The organism is Streptomyces sp. BR1, from assembly GCF_052373795.1.
Taxonomy (GTDB): Bacteria; Actinomycetota; Actinomycetes; order Streptomycetales; family Streptomycetaceae; genus Streptomyces.
In genome coordinates this window covers 4368818-4386171 of sequence record NZ_CM126252.1, presented here as the reverse complement: position 1 = coordinate 4386171, position 17354 = coordinate 4368818, and the positions used below count along the sequence as shown (strand labels likewise).

Annotated in this window: 10 protein-coding genes and 3 rRNA genes; 5 read left to right on the top strand and 8 right to left on the bottom strand. The window is 66.2% G+C overall.

What is annotated here, in order from left to right; translation table 11 throughout:
* Positions 1–2: 2 nt before the first annotated feature.
* The 4 genes from ACT1U9_RS19125 to ACT1U9_RS19110 are packed head-to-tail and all read left to right on the top strand — an operon-like array spanning position 3 to position 4231.
* Entirely contained in the window at positions 3–719 is a 717-nt protein-coding gene (locus tag ACT1U9_RS19125) for a DUF4129 domain-containing protein (protein WP_444533926.1), read from the top strand.
* Positions 716–1930, top strand: coding sequence for a DUF4350 domain-containing protein (locus ACT1U9_RS19120; RefSeq protein ID WP_444533925.1), 1215 nt, complete (start codon positions 716–718; stop codon positions 1928–1930). Before ACT1U9_RS19125 ends, ACT1U9_RS19120 begins: the two co-directional genes overlap by 4 nt.
* The gene (locus ACT1U9_RS19115) at positions 1927–2910 is read left to right on the top strand and encodes an AAA family ATPase (RefSeq protein WP_444533924.1); all 984 of its coding nucleotides are present in this window, start codon (positions 1927–1929) and stop codon (positions 2908–2910) included. Before ACT1U9_RS19120 ends, ACT1U9_RS19115 begins: the two co-directional genes overlap by 4 nt.
* Before the next feature lie 10 nt (positions 2911–2920).
* Positions 2921–4231 carry a DUF58 domain-containing protein gene (locus tag ACT1U9_RS19110; protein ID WP_444533923.1) on the top strand — a complete coding sequence of 437 codons (1311 nt, stop codon included), beginning with the start codon at positions 2921–2923 and terminating at the stop codon, positions 4229–4231.
* 98 nt (positions 4232–4329) lie between these two features.
* Here the strand turns inward: ACT1U9_RS19110 and rrf are convergent.
* The 4 genes from rrf to ACT1U9_RS19090 form a co-directional block, all read right to left on the bottom strand.
* A 5S ribosomal RNA gene (gene rrf / locus ACT1U9_RS19105) occupies positions 4330–4446 on the bottom strand.
* 76 nt (positions 4447–4522) lie between these two features.
* Positions 4523–7644: ribosomal RNA gene (locus ACT1U9_RS19100) — 23S ribosomal RNA — on the bottom strand.
* Between the two features lie 280 nt (positions 7645–7924).
* Positions 7925–9450, bottom strand: a 16S ribosomal RNA gene (locus tag ACT1U9_RS19095).
* The 16S, 23S and 5S rRNA genes sit together here, the layout of an rRNA operon.
* 570 nt (positions 9451–10020) lie before the next feature.
* A complete protein-coding gene (locus ACT1U9_RS19090; protein ID WP_444539183.1) occupies positions 10021–11028 on the bottom strand; it encodes a stage II sporulation protein M in 1008 nt (335 codons plus the stop codon).
* 142 nt (positions 11029–11170) lie between these two features.
* Between ACT1U9_RS19090 and ACT1U9_RS19085 the strand changes: the two genes are divergently transcribed.
* The gene (locus ACT1U9_RS19085; protein WP_444533922.1) at positions 11171–12280 is read left to right on the top strand and encodes an RDD family protein; all 1110 of its coding nucleotides are present in this window, start codon (positions 11171–11173) and stop codon (positions 12278–12280) included.
* Here the strand turns inward: ACT1U9_RS19085 and ACT1U9_RS19080 are convergent.
* From ACT1U9_RS19080 to manA, 4 genes are all read right to left on the bottom strand, one after another.
* On the bottom strand, positions 12277–12894 hold the full coding sequence (locus tag ACT1U9_RS19080) for a hypothetical protein (RefSeq protein ID WP_444533921.1): 618 nt from the start codon (positions 12892–12894) through the stop codon (positions 12277–12279). The genes ACT1U9_RS19085 and ACT1U9_RS19080 overlap by 4 nt on opposite strands.
* A 365-nt stretch (positions 12895–13259) precedes the next feature.
* Complete coding sequence (ahcY, locus tag ACT1U9_RS19075; RefSeq protein WP_444533920.1) at positions 13260–14717, bottom strand: adenosylhomocysteinase; 1458 nt, start codon at positions 14715–14717, stop codon at positions 13260–13262.
* Positions 14718–15065: 348 nt separating this feature from the next.
* Positions 15066–16031: a cation diffusion facilitator family transporter gene (locus ACT1U9_RS19070; RefSeq protein ID WP_444533919.1), complete on the bottom strand. Its 966-nt coding sequence runs from the start codon at positions 16029–16031 to the stop codon at positions 15066–15068.
* A gap of 69 nt (positions 16032–16100) precedes the next feature.
* The gene (manA, locus tag ACT1U9_RS19065) at positions 16101–17267 is read right to left on the bottom strand and encodes a mannose-6-phosphate isomerase, class I (protein WP_444539182.1); all 1167 of its coding nucleotides are present in this window, start codon (positions 17265–17267) and stop codon (positions 16101–16103) included.
* Positions 17268–17354: the final 87 nt, after the last annotated feature.

The following is a 17354-nucleotide window of genomic DNA, read 5'->3' as shown; positions in this document are numbered from 1 at the left end:
CGGTGTCCGCAACGGGGGGCACAACCATGGTGCGGCTACTGCTCCATGGGGGCGGCGAGCCACCGGTGGACACTCCGCGCGTGCCGGCCCGCGAGGCGGCGCAGCGCGAACTGTCCAAGCCGATGTACCACGAGAACGACCCCAACCTCCTGCAACGCGCCCTCAACCGCTTCTGGGACTGGGTCGGCGGCCTCTTCGACGCCGCTTCGGGCGCGGCACCCGGCGGCGCGCTCGGCCTGGTCGTCATAGTGTTCCTCGTCCTGGCCCTCGTCGCGGCCCTGTGGTGGCGGCTCGGCACCCCGCAGCGCACCGCGTCGGCCGGTGGCTCGGTCTTCGAGGACGGCCCGCGCAGCGCCGCCGAGCACCGCGCGGCAGCCGAGGCCCATGCGGACGCCCACCGCTGGACGCAAGCCGTCCAGGAACGGATGCGGGCCGTCGTCCGCTCCCTGGAGGAGCGCGCCCTCCTCGACCCGCGCCCCGGTCGTACCGCCGACGAAGCGGCCGCCGAGGCAGCCCGCCCGCTGCCCGCCCACGCCGACCGACTCCGCACCGCGGCCCGCGAGTTCGACGACGTCACATACGGAGGCCGTACGGCGAACGAGGCCGCGTACCACCGTCTGCGTGACCTCGACACTGATCTCGAACGCACCAAACCGGAGCTGAGCGCCCTCGCCCAGGGCCACGCCGCGCAGGGGGCCACTCGGGGAGCCGCAGAGTGACCCACGCACAGGCCTCCGCAGCCGTTCCTCCCCTCTCCCCCTCCGACCGCACGTCCACTGCCGCGACACCCCGTCAGATCTGGACACGCACGCGCGGACTGCTCCTCGCCGCGGTCATCCTCCTCGCCGCCGGCATCGCACTCGCCGCCGCCCGCTCCGGTGACCAGCACGGCCGCCTCGACCCCCGCTCCGCGGACCGCTACGGCAGCCGCGCAGTCGCCGAACTCCTCAAGAACCAGGGCGTCTCCACCCGCGTGGTCACCACCCTCGACGAGGCCACCCGCGCCACCGGCCCAGACACCACGCTCCTGGTCGCCGTCCCCGACCTGCTCACCGAGCCCCAGCAACGCCAACTCCACGCCGCCACCGCCGAGTCCGGCGGCCGCACACTCCTGGTGTCGCCAAGGTCGGCCTCCCTCCTCGTACTCGCCCCCGGCGTGCACGAGGAGGAATCGGCCTCCGTGAGCGCCCGCGAGCCAGCCTGCTCCCTGGCACCGGCCGTACGCGCCGGCAGCGCCGACACCGGCGGCGTCCGCTACTCGGCCAACGGGCAGGCAAGCGACGCCTGTTACCCGGCCGCCGGGCTGCCCACTCTGCTCCGGATGGAGACACCCGCCAACGGTGACACCGTTCTGCTCGGCGCCCCGGACATCCTCTACAACCACCGTCTCGACAAGCAGGGCAACGCCTCGCTCGCCCTCCAGCTCCTCGGTTCCCGTCCTCATCTGGTCTGGTACCTCCCCTCGCTCGCCGATGTCTCGGCCACCGATGGCGGCGGCCGCAGCTTCTTCGACCTCATCCCGTCCGGCTGGCTCTGGGCCACCCTCCAACTCGCCCTCGCGGCAGTCCTCGCCGCCATCTGGCGCGCCCGGCGCCTCGGCCCTCTGGTGACCGAGCAACTGCCGGTCGCCGTCCGAGCGTCCGAGGCGACCGAGGGCCGCGCCCGTCTCTACCGCAAGGCCAACGCCCGCGACCGCGCGGCCGACGCCCTGCGCTCGGCCACCCGCATGCGTCTGGCCCCCCTTCTCGGCGTGCCCGCCTCGGCGGCGCACGCGCCCGAACTCTTCGTCCCCGCCGTCTCCGCCCGCCTCCCCGCCACCGAACGGGACCTTCAGGTCCTGCTGTTCGGCCCGGCGCCGGCAGACGATGCCGCACTTGTCCGCCTCGCGGACGAACTCGACGCCCTCGAAAGAGAGGTACGCACCTCATGAGCGACCGAACCCCGGCGACCGCAGCGAACCCGGACAGCGCCCGCGCCTCCCTGGAGGCCCTGCGCACCGAGATCGCCAAGGCCGTGGTCGGCCAGGACTCCGCCGTCACGGGCCTTGTCGTGGCCCTGCTCTGCCGCGGTCATGTGCTGCTCGAAGGAGTCCCCGGCGTCGCCAAGACGCTCCTCGTGCGCTCGCTCGCCGCCTCTCTCGAACTCGACACCAAGCGCGTACAGTTCACCCCCGATCTGATGCCCAGTGATGTCACGGGCTCGCTCATCTACGACGCCCGCACCGCCGAGTTCTCTTTCCAGGCCGGCCCGGTGTTCACCAACCTCCTGCTCGCGGACGAGATCAACCGCACCCCGCCGAAGACACAGTCCTCTCTCCTGGAGGCCATGGAGGAGCGTCAGGTCACCGTCGACGGCACGCCGCGACCGCTCCCCGAACCGTTCCTGGTCGCGGCGACGCAGAACCCGGTCGAGTACGAGGGCACCTATCCCCTGCCGGAAGCCCAGCTGGACCGCTTCCTGCTGAAGTTGACGGTGCCTCTCCCCTCCCGCGCGGACGAGATCAATGTCCTCACCCGCCACGCGGAGGGCTTCAATCCCCGCGACCTCCAAGCCGCCGGAGTCCGCCCTGTCGCGGGCGCCGCGGATCTGGAAGCGGCGCGCGCTGCCGTCGCCAAGACCTCGGTCTCCGCCGAGATCACCGGCTATGTCGTCGATATCTGTCGTGCCACGCGTGAATCCCCCTCGCTCAGCCTCGGTGTCTCCCCCCGAGGCGCCACCGCTCTGCTCTCCACCGCTCGCGCCTGGGCCTGGCTCACGGGCCGGGACTACGTCATCCCCGACGACGTAAAGGCCTTGGCCCTCCCCACACTTCGCCATCGCATCCAGCTGCGGCCCGAGGCGGAGATGGAGGGCGTCACCGCCGACTCCGTCATCACCTCGGTCCTCGCTCACGTACCCGTCCCCCGCTGAGGCGGCGGCCGTGGCTCTCACCGGACGCACCGCTCTGCTCGCCGCACTCGGCTCTGTCCCCGTTGGCGTACTGGCCCCGAGCTGGGCGGGAATGCTCGCGGTCAACGCCCCCCTCACACTCGCAATGATGTGCGACTACGCCCTCGCCGCGCCAGTGCGAAAGCTGCAATTCACCCGAAACGGTGATACGTCAGTTCGATTGGGTGACGCCGCCGAAGTCGTCCTCACCATCACCAATCCCTCGGGCCGCCCCCTGCGCGCCGAGCTCCGCGACGCCTGGCTGCCCAGCAGCTGGCCGTCCGGCGCCGAACAGGCCGCCTCCCGGCATACGTTGAAGATCCCGGCCGGCGAACGCCGCCGTCTCACCACGACCCTGCGCCCGACCCGGCGAGGCGACCGCCACTCCGAGCGGATCACCATCCGGTCGTACGGCCCACTCGGCCTAGCCTCCCGGCAAGGCGGCCACCGCGTCCCCTGGACCGTGCGCGTCCTGCCGCCTTTCACCAGCCGCAAACACCTCCCGTCCCGGCTGGCACGGCTCCGCGAACTCGACGGCCGCACGAGCGTGTTGACCCGAGGTGAGGGAACCGAGTTCGACAGCCTGCGCCCCTACGTCCCCGGCGACGACACCCGCTCCATCGATTGGCGCGCCACCGCCCGCCAGAACACCGTCGCCGTACGCACCTGGCGCCCCGAGCGCGACCGCCACATTCTTGTCGTCCTCGACACCGGACGAACGTCGGCGGGCCGCGTCGGAGACGTGCCCCGGCTCGACGCGGCCATGGACGCGACGCTGCTCCTCGCCACGCTCGCCTCCCGCGCGGGCGACCGCGTCGACCTCCTGGCGTACGACCGCCGCGTGCGCGCCCAGGTCCAGGGCCGCGCCGCCGGCGAGCTCCTGCCCGCTCTGGTCAACGCGCTCGCACCGCTCGAACCCGAGCTGGTGGAGACGGATGCCCTCGGCCTGAGCGCCGCCGCACTGGCCAATGCGCCTCGGCGTTCACTGATCGTGCTCCTGACAAGCCTGGACGCTGCGCCCGTCGAGGAGGGCCTGCTCCCTGTACTCCCGCAGCTCACCAAGCGCCACACGGTCCTGGTCGCCGCTGTCGCCGACCCCCACATCAAGAAGATGGCAGAGGCCCGCGGCACCGTGGACGCCGTTTACGATGCCGCCTCGGCCAGCAGGACCCAGGAACAGCGTCGTCGTACAGCCGAACAGCTGACGCGCCACGGCGTCACCGTCGTGGACGCCACCCCGGACGAACTCGCACCGGCCCTGGCCGACGCGTATCTGGAACTGAAGGCGGCGGGCCGGCTCTGACAGCGGAGGGCAGACCATAGGGCTCAAAGGAAAAGGGTCCTGAACACAAAAATGCCTCAGTCCCCGACCGGAACGGTCGGGGACTGAGGCTAAAATTTGTTCGGCGGCGTCCTACTCTCCCACAGGGTCCCCCCTGCAGTACCATCGGCGCTGAAAGGCTTAGCTTCCGGGTTCGGAATGTAACCGGGCGTTTCCCTAACGCTATGACCACCGAAACACTATGAAATTTGAACGCTGGCACTGACACAGCTGTTCGTTATTTCAGAACAAACACAGTGGACGCGAGCAACTGAGGACAAGCCCTCGGCCTATTAGTACCAGTCAGCTCCACCCCTTACGAGGCTTCCACATCTGGCCTATCAACCCAGTCGTCTACTGGGAGCCTTACCCTCTCAAGGAGGTGGGAATACTCATCTCGAAGCAGGCTTCCCGCTTAGATGCTTTCAGCGGTTATCCCTCCCGAACGTAGCCAACCAGCCATGCCCTTGGCAGGACAACTGGCACACCAGAGGTTCGTCCGTCCCGGTCCTCTCGTACTAGGGACAGCCCTTCTCAATATTCCTACGCGCACAGCGGATAGGGACCGAACTGTCTCACGACGTTCTAAACCCAGCTCGCGTACCGCTTTAATGGGCGAACAGCCCAACCCTTGGGACCGACTCCAGCCCCAGGATGCGACGAGCCGACATCGAGGTGCCAAACCATCCCGTCGATATGGACTCTTGGGGAAGATCAGCCTGTTATCCCCGGGGTACCTTTTATCCGTTGAGCGACGGCGCTTCCACAAGCCACCGCCGGATCACTAGTCCCGACTTTCGTCCCTGCTCGACCCGTCGGTCTCACAGTCAAGCTCCCTTGTGCACTTACACTCAACACCTGATTGCCAACCAGGCTGAGGGAACCTTTGGGCGCCTCCGTTACTCTTTAGGAGGCAACCGCCCCAGTTAAACTACCCATCAGACACTGTCCCTGATCCGGATCACGGACCCAGGTTAGACATCCAGCACGACCAGAGTGGTATTTCAACGACGACTCCACAACCACTGGCGTGGCTGCTTCACAGTCTCCCACCTATCCTACACAAGCCGAACCGAACACCAATATCAAACTGTAGTAAAGGTCCCGGGGTCTTTCCGTCCTGCTGCGCGAAACGAGCATCTTTACTCGTAGTGCAATTTCACCGGGCCTATGGTTGAGACAGTCGAGAAGTCGTTACGCCATTCGTGCAGGTCGGAACTTACCCGACAAGGAATTTCGCTACCTTAGGATGGTTATAGTTACCACCGCCGTTTACTGGCGCTTAAGTTCTCAGCTTCGCCACACCGAAATGTGACTAACCGGTCCCCTTAACGTTCCAGCACCGGGCAGGCGTCAGTCCGTATACATCGCCTTACGGCTTCGCACGGACCTGTGTTTTTAGTAAACAGTCGCTTCTCGCTGGTCTCTGCGGCCACCCCCAGCTCAGAGTGCAAGACTCATCACCGGTGATGGCCCCCCTTCTCCCGAAGTTACGGGGGCATTTTGCCGAGTTCCTTAACCATAGTTCACCCGAACGCCTCGGTATTCTCTACCTGACCACCTGAGTCGGTTTAGGGTACGGGCCGCCATGAAACTCGCTAGAGGCTTTTCTCGACAGCATAGGATCATCCACTTCACCACAATCGGCTCGGCATCAGGTCTCAGGCTTCATGCTGTCCGGATTTGCCTAGACAGCGCCCTACACCCTTACCCCGGGACTACCACCGCCCGGGCTGGACTACCTTCCTGCGTCACCCCATCGCTTACCTACTACCACCTTGGATCAGCGGCTCCACCACTCCCCTTTGTCCGAAGACTCCAGGGCGGCTTCACGGCCTTAGCATTAATGGATTCGATATTGGGCGTTTCAAAGCGGGTACCGGAATATCAACCGGTTGTCCATCGACTACGCCTGTCGGCCTCGCCTTAGGTCCCGACTTACCCTGGGCAGATCAGCTTGACCCAGGAACCCTTAGTCAATCGGCGCACACGTTTCTCACGTGTGTATCGCTACTCATGCCTGCATTCTCACTCGTGAACCGTCCACAACTAGCTTCCGCTGCTGCTTCACCCGGCACACGACGCTCCCCTACCCATCACAGTCCCCGTTGGGGGTATGTACTGCAATGACACGACTTCGGCGGTACGCTTGAGCCCCGCTACATTGTCGGCGCGGAATCACTTGACCAGTGAGCTATTACGCACTCTTTCAAGGGTGGCTGCTTCTAAGCCAACCTCCTGGTTGTCTCTGCGACTCCACATCCTTTCCCACTTAGCGTACGCTTAGGGGCCTTAGTCGATGCTCTGGGCTGTTTCCCTCTCGACCATGGAGCTTATCCCCCACAGTCTCACTGCCGCGCTCTCACTTACCGGCATTCGGAGTTTGGCTAAGGTCAGTAACCCGGTAGGGCCCATCGCCTATCCAGTGCTCTACCTCCGGCAAGAAACACACGACGCTGCACCTAAATGCATTTCGGGGAGAACCAGCTATCACGGAGTTTGATTGGCCTTTCACCCCTAACCACAGGTCATCCCCCAGGTTTTCAACCCTGGTGGGTTCGGTCCTCCACGAAGTCTTACCTCCGCTTCAACCTGCCCATGGCTAGATCACTCCGCTTCGGGTCTAGAGCGTGCAACTCAAACGCCCTGTTCGGACTCGCTTTCGCTACGGCTTCCCCACACGGGTTAACCTCGCTACACACCGCTAACTCGCAGGCTCATTCTTCAAAAGGCACGCAGTCACGACATACGTGCAAGCACGTATGCGACGCTCCCACGGCTTGTAGGCACACGGTTTCAGGTACTATTTCACTCCGCTCCCGCGGTACTTTTCACCATTCCCTCACGGTACTATCCGCTATCGGTCACCAGGGAATATTTAGGCTTAGCGGGTGGTCCCGCCAGATTCACACGGGATTTCTCGGGCCCCGTGCTACTTGGGTGTCTCTCAAACGAGCCGTCAATGTTTCAGCTACGGGGGTCTTACCCTCTACGCCGGACCTTTCGCATGTCCTTCGCCTACATCAACGGTTTCTGACTCGTCTCACAGCCGGCAGACTGTGAAAGAGAGATCCCACAACCCCCACGACGCAACCCCTGCCGGGTCTCACACGTCATAGGTTTGGCCTCATCCGGTTTCGCTCGCCACTACTCCCGGAATCACGGTTGTTTTCTCTTCCTGAGGGTACTGAGATGTTTCACTTCCCCTCGTTCCCTCCACATGCCCTATGTGTTCAGGCATGGGTGACAGCCCATGACGACTGCCGGGTTTCCCCATTCGGAAACCCCCGGATCAAAGCCTGGTTGACGGCTCCCCGGGGACTATCGTGGCCTCCCACGTCCTTCATCGGTTCCTGGTGCCAAGGCATCCACCGTGCGCCCTTAAAAACTTGGCCACAGATGCTCGCGTCCACTGTGCAGTTCTCAAACAACGACCAGCCACCCATCACCCCACCAACAAGTAGTGAGTGCACTGGGGCCGGCAACTGAAGACTTTGGCCTTACCGGCCGCACCTTCAGACACCCAACAGCGTGCCCGGCCCTCCCAGATCGTCTCTCACGTTCCACGCCGAAGCAGTACTAGTGAAATCTTTCCGGAAGTGCCGAATAGTCAACGTTCCACCCATGAGCTGACCGTGCAGAACATTTGCCTGCAATCGGTACTGTGCTCCTTAGAAAGGAGGTGATCCAGCCGCACCTTCCGGTACGGCTACCTTGTTACGACTTCGTCCCAATCGCCAGTCCCACCTTCGACAGCTCCCTCCCACAAGGGGTTGGGCCACCGGCTTCGGGTGTTACCGACTTTCGTGACGTGACGGGCGGTGTGTACAAGGCCCGGGAACGTATTCACCGCAGCAATGCTGATCTGCGATTACTAGCAACTCCGACTTCATGGGGTCGAGTTGCAGACCCCAATCCGAACTGAGACCGGCTTTTTGAGATTCGCTCCGCCTCACGGCATCGCAGCTCATTGTACCGGCCATTGTAGCACGTGTGCAGCCCAAGACATAAGGGGCATGATGACTTGACGTCGTCCCCACCTTCCTCCGAGTTGACCCCGGCAGTCTCCTGTGAGTCCCCATCACCCCGAAGGGCATGCTGGCAACACAGAACAAGGGTTGCGCTCGTTGCGGGACTTAACCCAACATCTCACGACACGAGCTGACGACAGCCATGCACCACCTGTATACCGACCACAAGGGGGGCACTATCTCTAATGCTTTCCGGTATATGTCAAGCCTTGGTAAGGTTCTTCGCGTTGCGTCGAATTAAGCCACATGCTCCGCTGCTTGTGCGGGCCCCCGTCAATTCCTTTGAGTTTTAGCCTTGCGGCCGTACTCCCCAGGCGGGGAACTTAATGCGTTAGCTGCGGCACCGACGACGTGGAATGTCGCCAACACCTAGTTCCCAACGTTTACGGCGTGGACTACCAGGGTATCTAATCCTGTTCGCTCCCCACGCTTTCGCTCCTCAGCGTCAGTAATGGCCCAGAGATCCGCCTTCGCCACCGGTGTTCCTCCTGATATCTGCGCATTTCACCGCTACACCAGGAATTCCGATCTCCCCTACCACACTCTAGCTAGCCCGTATCGAATGCAGACCCGGGGTTAAGCCCCGGGCTTTCACATCCGACGTGACAAGCCGCCTACGAGCTCTTTACGCCCAATAATTCCGGACAACGCTTGCGCCCTACGTATTACCGCGGCTGCTGGCACGTAGTTAGCCGGCGCTTCTTCTGCAGGTACCGTCACTTGCGCTTCTTCCCTGCTGAAAGAGGTTTACAACCCGAAGGCCGTCATCCCTCACGCGGCGTCGCTGCATCAGGCTTTCGCCCATTGTGCAATATTCCCCACTGCTGCCTCCCGTAGGAGTCTGGGCCGTGTCTCAGTCCCAGTGTGGCCGGTCGCCCTCTCAGGCCGGCTACCCGTCGTCGCCTTGGTAGGCCATTACCCCACCAACAAGCTGATAGGCCGCGGGCTCATCCTTCACCGCCGGAGCTTTCCACCCGGAAGCATGCGCTTCCAGGTCGTATCCGGTATTAGACCCCGTTTCCAGGGCTTGTCCCAGAGTGAAGGGCAGATTGCCCACGTGTTACTCACCCGTTCGCCACTAATCCACCCCGAAGGGCTTCATCGTTCGACTTGCATGTGTTAAGCACGCCGCCAGCGTTCGTCCTGAGCCAGGATCAAACTCTCCATGAATGTTTACCGGTAATCCGGTGCACACACACGAAAGAGCGGAACAACCCGGTCGGAATATGACCAGTTGTCCTCAGCGTCCTCGCTGTGTTGTTGCCACCCGCAAGCGGATGGACTTTTCAAAGGAACCTCCAACCCACCATCACTGGCAGGCCGGGGTTGTCAATCTGGCGTTGACTTTTGGCACGCTGTTGAGTTCTCAAGGTACGGACGCTTCCTTTGTTCCCGTTTCCGGGCCCTCCGGGCGCTTCCTTCGTTTCCGACTCTATCAGACCGTTTCCGTTCCGATTTCCTCGGCGCTTTCCAGGTTCTTCGCTCTCGCGTTTTCCCTTTCCGGCGGTTCCGACTCTATCAGAATCATTTCGGCCGAGCGAATCGGCTTCTTGATTCGAATCAAATCGGGGGTGGCTCTTCGGAAATTCAATTTCCGGTGAGAGCGAGAGAGATGTTAGCCAGTGCGCTTGAGCTTGTCCAGCTCCGCGCAACCGTTTGAATCTACCTCCCCACTCCGACCGTGTCAACGGTTTTTGTGGGCGAAGAGGACAGTACCAGGTCAGAGGGGTCGTACGCACATCACGCGGCGGTGGGGAGCGCGGCGCTTCGGCCCGGTGCCTCGACGTCACCCGTCTCGCCCGCGCGTGCCGCTCTGCCGCCGAGTACGTAGACGTATGCAAGGAATGCCGCCTCCGCGGCGATGCCGATCGTGATGCGGACCCAGGTCGGCAGGCTCGACGGGGTGACGAAGGCTTCGATGACGCCGGAGACGAAGAGGACCAGGGCGAGGCCGATGGCCATGCCCAGGGCCGCGCGACCCTCCTCGGCGAGTGCGTCGCGGCGGCTCCGGGGGCCCGGGTCGATGACGGTCCAGCCAAGGCGTAGCCCTGTACCGGCCGCTACGAAGACGGCGGTCAGTTCCAGGAGGCCATGCGGGAGGACCAGGCCCAGAAACGTATCCAGGCGGCCAGCCGACGACATGAGGCCGATGCCGACGCCCAGGTTCAGCATGTTCGAGAACAGGACCCACAGGACGGGAAGGCCCAGGAAGGCGCCGAGGACCAGGCACATCGCTGTGGCCTGCGCGTTGTTCGTCCAGACCTGGGCGGCGAAGGACGCAGCGGGGTGGCTTGAGTAGTACGTCTCGTACTCACCACCAGGGCGCGTCATGTCCCGGAGCGTCCCTGGGGCGGCGATGGAGGACTGCACCTCGGGGTGGGTGCCGATCCACCAGCCGATGATCGCGGCAAGAGCCGTCGAGACGAGGGCCGCCGGAATCCACCATCTACGCGCGCGATAGACGGCGGCAGGGAAACCGGCCGCCAAGAAGACGGCGGCATCGCGCCAGGTGGCCCGTCGTGTGCCCGTGACGGTGGCGCGGGCGCGAGCGACGAGTTGAGTGAGGCGGGCTGTGAGCTGCGGGTCCGGGGCCGAAGACTGTATCTGCGACAAGTGCGTCGAGGTGCGCTGATAGAGGGCGACGAGTTCGTCGGCCTCTGCGCCGGTCAGGCGGCGGCCGCGGCGCAGGAGGTGTTCCAGTCGGTCCCACTCGGGGTGGTGGGCGGTGACGAAGACATCGAGGTCCATGGTCGGCTGCTGCTCCAGGCACTGGGTGCGTACGGTCCGTACTACTACTGCGGCGCGCTGCTGGTCAGCTTGGCAGACTGATGCTTCCAGGGGGCCGGGAAGGTCGTCGCTCAGGGTCACGTGCGGTGAAGGGTGGATGCCGGTGAGTGCGCTGGTCACGGGGGATGCGGTCGTGTTGGGGCTGCGTCCCGCGCGGTTGCCCAGTCGCGCGCTCGCGCTGGTGATCGACATGGCCGTGGCCTGGACCGCCTACCTGGTGGTCTCGTTCGCGCTGCTACTGGCGACCGCTTCGCTCGACGACGCTGCGCGCGCGGCGATATCCGTCGCCATGTTCGTCCTCGTACTGGTGGGCGCGCCCATAGCGGTCGAGACCCTCTCGCACGGGCGGTCGCTGGGGAAGGTCGCGTGTGGGCTGCGGGTGGTGCGGGACGACGGCGGGCCGATCCGGTTCCGGCACGCGCTCGTGCGCGGGGCGATGGGGGTCGTGGAGATCCTGCTGACGTTCGGGGTCGTCGCCTGTATCGCGTCGCTGGTGTCGGAGCGGGGGCGGCGGATCGGGGACGTGTTCGCGGGGACGCTGGTCGTACGGGAGAGGGTGCCTGCCGGGCGGGCCTCGACCCTGCCTCCTCCCCCGCCCTGGCTGATGGGACGTTTCGCCGGGCTCGATCTGTCCGGGGTGCCGGACTCGCTGTGGCTGGCCTTGCGGCAGTACCTGACGCGCATGGGGCAGCTGGACGCGCAGGTGAGCTGGACGATGGCGGTCCGGCTGGCCGACGACTTGGTGGCGCGTACGGGGGTGCCCGCTCCGGAAGGCGTGCCTCCGGCCGCGTATCTCGCCGCGGTGATGAGCGAGCGGCAGACGCGGGACGCGCGGCGGGCGTTCGGGGCGGCACGGGCGAATGGTGTCGGCGGTGCCGAAGCGGTCGGCGGTTGGGGCGGCACTGCGGCTGGTTGGGGCGCGCACGGCGTGGCTCAGGGGGCCGCGCAACGAGCCTTTGTCGAGCGTGGCACACGTGCCGGAGGCGGAGCCCCTGGCTGGGCCGCGCCGAGTGCAGCTGCGGCTCCCGGGGAGCAGGGCGTGCCACCCGTCGTGGCCGCACCCGCGATGCCGGGGGTCGGGCAGGCGAGGGAGTCTGGGCAGGGGTCGGAGTCAGGACCGGAGTCGACCCCCGCGCCGTGGCCGAAGCCCGTGCAAGAGACCGGGACGGCGGCTGGCGCGGCGCCCGTCACCGGGTTCGTACCGCCTGCCTAGGGTGCCCAGGCCGACGGCGGGGTTTCGAGGGATTCGAGCTCGATTCCCGGCGCTGCGAGGACCACGTCGCCGGAGATGTGGACAGTGTGCTGCTCCCCCGTGTCCAGGGCGCTGACCTGGTATTCGTCCACGGTCAGGGGGCCGTTGTCAGTGGGGTGCGCTTCACTGTTCAGCAAGGCCCAGGACTGGTCGAGGGTGCGGGGGGCCAGGACCGGGTCGGTGAAGGCGACGAGGCGGACGCGTGTCGCGGGGGAACCGGGGGTGAGGCGGAGCAGACGTGACGTGGCGATGAGGAATGCCGGGGACGTGCCGGTGAAGGCGTGGGCGGGGACATTGCCTTCGGTTGCGTGAGCGCCGGTGGGGTCGGTGCGGACCCAGGTGACGCCGTCGAGGGCGGCACCCCGCACCTGCCAGCCGCCGGCGTGGAGTTCGAGACGGATCGGGCGGCCGAGGTCGTCGAGGGCCAGGTCGACGGAGCCCGCGGGCTCGCCGGAAGGGGTGGTGATCTGGGAGACGTAGCGCCAGCCGGAGGGGCCGGGTGCGCAGTGGAAGTGTTCTTCGCCGAGGGGGGTGTGGTCGTGCGGATCGTGGAGCGAATACCGGCCGCGGGGCATGGGGTCTCGTGGTCCTCGGGGGCGTAGGGGTGGACCGTTGTCCTCAGCGCGCGGAGCAGACGTACAAGTCAGGCCCCCGGCACGGGGGTCCGGGGGCCTGACTTGTACGTCTGCTCCGCGCGCTGAGGCTGTGCAGCTGCTCTGGTGCGCTGAGGCTGTACGGCCGGGGCTTGTCACCAAGTCACGGTTGCGGACTCAGGGCGGCCCAAGTGGCCGTGCCCAAGCGTCCGTACCCGTACGAGGTGGTCCGACCGAGCCGGCCCGGCAGCCGAAGAGCCGAGTCGGCCGAGCAGCCGAACCGACCGGTCCCGGCGGGCACATCGGACCCTCACTGAGGGTCCGACAGGCTCCGCCGGGGTGGTGGCTCAGTAGCGGTAGTGGTCCGACTTGAACGGGCCGTCGACCTCGACGCCGATGTACGCGGCCTGCTCGGGGCGGAGCGTCGTGAGCTTCACGCCGAGCGCGTCCAGGTGGAGGCGGGCGACCTTCTCGTCGAGGTGCTTGGGCAGCACGTAGACGTCGGTCGGGTACTCCTCGGGCTTGGTGAACAGCTCGATCTGGGCCAGGGTCTGGTCCGCGAACGAGTTGGACATCACGAACGACGGGTGGCCGGTCGCGTTGCCCAGGTTCAGCAGGCGGCCCTCGGAGAGGACGATGAGGACCTTGCCGTCGGCGAACGTCCACGTGTGGACCTGCGGCTTGACCTCGTCCTTGACGATGCCGGGGATCTGCGCGAGGCCGGCCATGTCGATCTCGTTGTCGAAGTGACCGATGTTGCCGACGATCGCCTGGTGCTTCATCTTGGCCATGTCCGCGGCCATGATGATGTCCTTGTTGCCCGTCGTGGTGACGAAGATGTCGGCCTTGTCGATCACCTCGTCGAGCGTGGTGACCTGGTAGCCGTCCATCGCCGCCTGCAGGGCGCAGATCGGGTCGATCTCGGTGACGATGACCCGGGCGCCCTGGCCGCGCAGGGACTCCGCGCAGCCCTTGCCGACGTCGCCGTAGCCGCAGACGACCGCGGTCTTGCCGCCGATGAGGACGTCGGTGGCGCGGTTGATGCCGTCGATCAGGGAGTGGCGGCAGCCGTACTTGTTGTCGAACTTCGACTTGGTGACCGCGTCGTTGACGTTGATCGCCGGGAACAGGAGGGTGCCGTCGCGGTGCATCTCGTAGAGACGGTGGACACCGGTGGTGGTCTCTTCGGTGACGCCGCGGATCTCGGACGCCAGCTGCGTCCACTTCTTCGGGTTCTCGGAGAGGGTGCGGTTCAGCAGGGTGAGGATGAAGCCATACTCCTCGCTGTCCGCGGTGGACGGGTCCGGGGCCGCGCCGGCCTTCTCGAACTCGACGCCCTTGTGGACCAGGAGCGTGGCGTCACCGCCGTCGTCCAGGATCATGTTCGGGCCGCCGGTCGGGGTGTTCGGCCAGGTGAGGGCCTGCTCCGTGCACCACCAGTACTCCTCCAGGGTCTCGCCCTTCCAGGCGAAGACCGGGACGCCCTGGGGGTTCTCGGGGGTGCCGTTCGGGCCGACCGCGATGGCGGCGGCGGCGTGGTCCTGGGTGGAGAAGATGTTGCAGGACGCCCAGCGGACCTCGGCGCCGAGGGCGACGAGGGTCTCGATGAGGACGGCGGTCTGCACCGTCATGTGCAGGGAGCCGGTGACCCGGGCGCCGGCGAGCGGCTGGGTGGCGGCGTACTCCTTGCGGATCGACATCAGGCCGGGCATCTCGTGCTCGGCGAGGGTGATCTCCTTGCGCCCGAAGGCGGCGAGGGAGAGGTCGGCGACCTTGAAGTCCTGGCCGGCGGCGACAGTCGTCATGGCGAGCTGCTCCTCGTGGGTGGGTCGAGGGTGGGTACGGAAGGTCTGCGGGCGCACCTGGGCACACGGAGTGCCACGTCGGCACCAGCGGGTACCTGACGCGGACAACGGAATGCCCGGGTGGACACTCCGGCGTACACCTGAGTATCCGTGGGCACCCTGGGGTGCCCGGTCGCGCTCGCAGCGCAGTCCGTCGGAGGCCCTCTCTCCCTCGGCCGGTGCGCGTGGCGTACCGACCAACCGCCATCAGCAGCGACGTCTGGCTCTGGTCACGAATCTACACCGATCGGCCCAGCCGCCCCCAGCCCGTCCCGGGCGACAGATTGGGGAATTTTGCGGTCGAGCGCCTCAGTGGCCCGTGCCGCCGGGCGTCGCCGCCGGGTCCGGGCCCGCGGCCGCTTCGGCGGCGCTGTAGATGTCGGGCTCCAGGTAGATCACCCGGGCGATCGGGACGGCCTCGCGGATCCGGGCCTCCGCCGCGTTGATGGCCTGGGCGACCTCTGCCGCCGTGTCGTCGTGCTGGACCGCGATCTTGGCAGCGATCAGCAGTTCCTCCGGGCCCAGGTGGAGCGTCCGCATGTGGATGACGGAGGTGACGGTGTCGCCGTCGACGATCGCCGTGCGGATCTTCTCGACCTCCTCCGTGCCAGCCGCCTCGCCGAGCAGGAGGGACTTCGTCTCGACCGCCAGGATGAGGGCGATGAGGATCAGCAGCGTGCCGATGCAGAGCGTGCCGATGCCGTCCCAGACGCCGTCGTCGGTGGCCAGCGCGAGACCCACGCCGCCGAGGGCGAGGACGAGTCCGATGAGAGCGCCGAAGTCCTCAAGGAGGACCACGGGGAGTTCGGGGGCCTTCGCCCGGCGGATGAACTGCGACCAGGAAAGCGAGCCCCGCGTCTCGTTGGACTCCTTGATGGCCGTACGGAAGGAGAAGCCCTCCGCGACGATCGCGAAGACCAGGACGCCGACGGGCCAGTACCAGGCGTCGATCTGGTGGGGGTGCTTGACCTTCTCGTACCCCTCGTAGATGGCGAACATGCCACCCACCGAGAACAGGACGATCGAGACGAGGAACGCGTAGATGTAGCGCTCCCGGCCGTAACCGAAGGGGTGTTGAGGCGTTGCCTCACGCTGCGCCTTCTTGCCGCCGAGCAGCAGCAGGCCCTGGTTTCCCGAGTCGGCCAGCGAGTGCACGCTCTCCGCGAGCATCGACGAGGAGCCGCTGAAGAGGAACGCCACGAACTTGGCTACCGCGATCGCCACGTTGGCGCCGAGCGCCGCCACGATCGCCTTGGTTCCGCCTGACGCACTCATGGGTGCACGTGTTCCCTTCGTCGGTGTCGCGGCTGCCCAGGTGCCGCCATACGGCGGCACATTGTTGCATCAGGCCACGACAGTGGCCCGAAATGCCGTACCCGTACCGGACAGTTCGACCTTTTCGCCCGCCGGGACGAAGGCCGACCGGCCGGGGGTCAGCCGTACGTCGCCGATCTCCACCGCGCCCGCCGTGCAGAGCACGATCTGCGGAGTGGGCGCCGACAGGTCCGTCGGAGCGGCGCCCTGCGCGCGTACGAAACGGGACAAGCGGAACTCGTCGATGGGGGTCTCGTACACCTCCTCGCCGATCACCGACGCCTCCGGGCGCAGCACACCCGGGTCGGCCGCCTCGAAGCTGACGACGCCCAGGAGTTCGGGGACGTCCACGTGCTTCGGGGTCAGGCCGCAGCGCAGCACGTTGTCCGAATTGGCCATGATCTCCACGCCCATGCCGCTCAGATACGCGTGCGGGACGCCGGCGCCGAGGAACAGGGCCTCGCCGGGCTGGAGCCGTACGTAGTTCAGGAGCATCGCCGCGATGACGCCCGGGTCGCCCGGGAAGTGGTGGGCGAGCGAGACGTACGCGTCGTACGCGTCGCCGCCCAGGCGCGCGCAGGCGGCCGCCGCCTCGGTCACCGTCGCCGCCATGTCCCGCGGGTCCGCGGTCAGTACGGCCGTCAGGACCTCGCGCAGCGCCGCGTCCTCGGGGTGGGCGCGCAGGAGATCCACATACGGCTTGAGGGAGTCCACATCGAGCGCGGCGAGAAGGTCCGCGGATTCCTGCGGAGCGCGGAACCCGCACAAGCCCTCGAACGTTGTCAGAGCACAGATCAGTTCGGGCTTGTGGTTGGCGTCCTTGTAGTTGCGGTGCGGGGCGTCGAGCGGAACGCCCGCGCTCTCCTCGGCGACATAACCCCGCTGTGCCTGGCCGAGGTTGGGGTGGACCTGAAGGGAAAGGGGGGCGCCTGCCGCCAGCACTTTGAGAAGGAACGGAAGACGGGGGCCGAACTTGGCAACGGCCGCGTCGCCGAGCTCCGCCGCCGGATCGGCCGCGATCACGTCGGAGAGCGGGACCTCGCCCGTGCCACGGTCGACGCGGGACGGTGCGCCCGGGTGCGCGCCCATCCACATCTCTGCCTGGGGCTCGCCGGTGGGAGCGGTGCCGAGCAGTTCTGGAATGAGGGTGGTGGAGCCCCAGGCGTAGGGGCGCACGGTGTTGGCGAGGCGGTCCATGGTTCGCGTGGTCTCTTTCACGTGATCGCTTGTGATCGCTTACGGATTCCGGTGTGCCGTCGGCCGACGGCACGTGACGCCGCCCGA

Excerpts from the sequence above, each read along its gene's own strand:
- ACT1U9_RS19115 (WP_444533924.1), top strand. The coding sequence starts at position 1,927 with ATGAGCGACCGAACCCCGGCGACCGCAGCGAACCCGGACAGCGCCCGC.
- ACT1U9_RS19090 (WP_444539183.1), bottom strand. The coding sequence starts at position 11,028 with ATGGACCTCGATGTCTTCGTCACCGCCCACCACCCCGAGTGGGACCGA.
- ACT1U9_RS19080 (WP_444533921.1), bottom strand. The coding sequence starts at position 12,894 with ATGCCCCGCGGCCGGTATTCGCTCCACGATCCGCACGACCACACCCCC.
- ahcY (WP_444533920.1), bottom strand. The coding sequence starts at position 14,717 with ATGACGACTGTCGCCGCCGGCCAGGACTTCAAGGTCGCCGACCTCTCC.
- ACT1U9_RS19070 (WP_444533919.1), bottom strand. The coding sequence starts at position 16,031 with ATGAGTGCGTCAGGCGGAACCAAGGCGATCGTGGCGGCGCTCGGCGCC.
- manA (WP_444539182.1), bottom strand. The coding sequence starts at position 17,267 with ATGGACCGCCTCGCCAACACCGTGCGCCCCTACGCCTGGGGCTCCACC.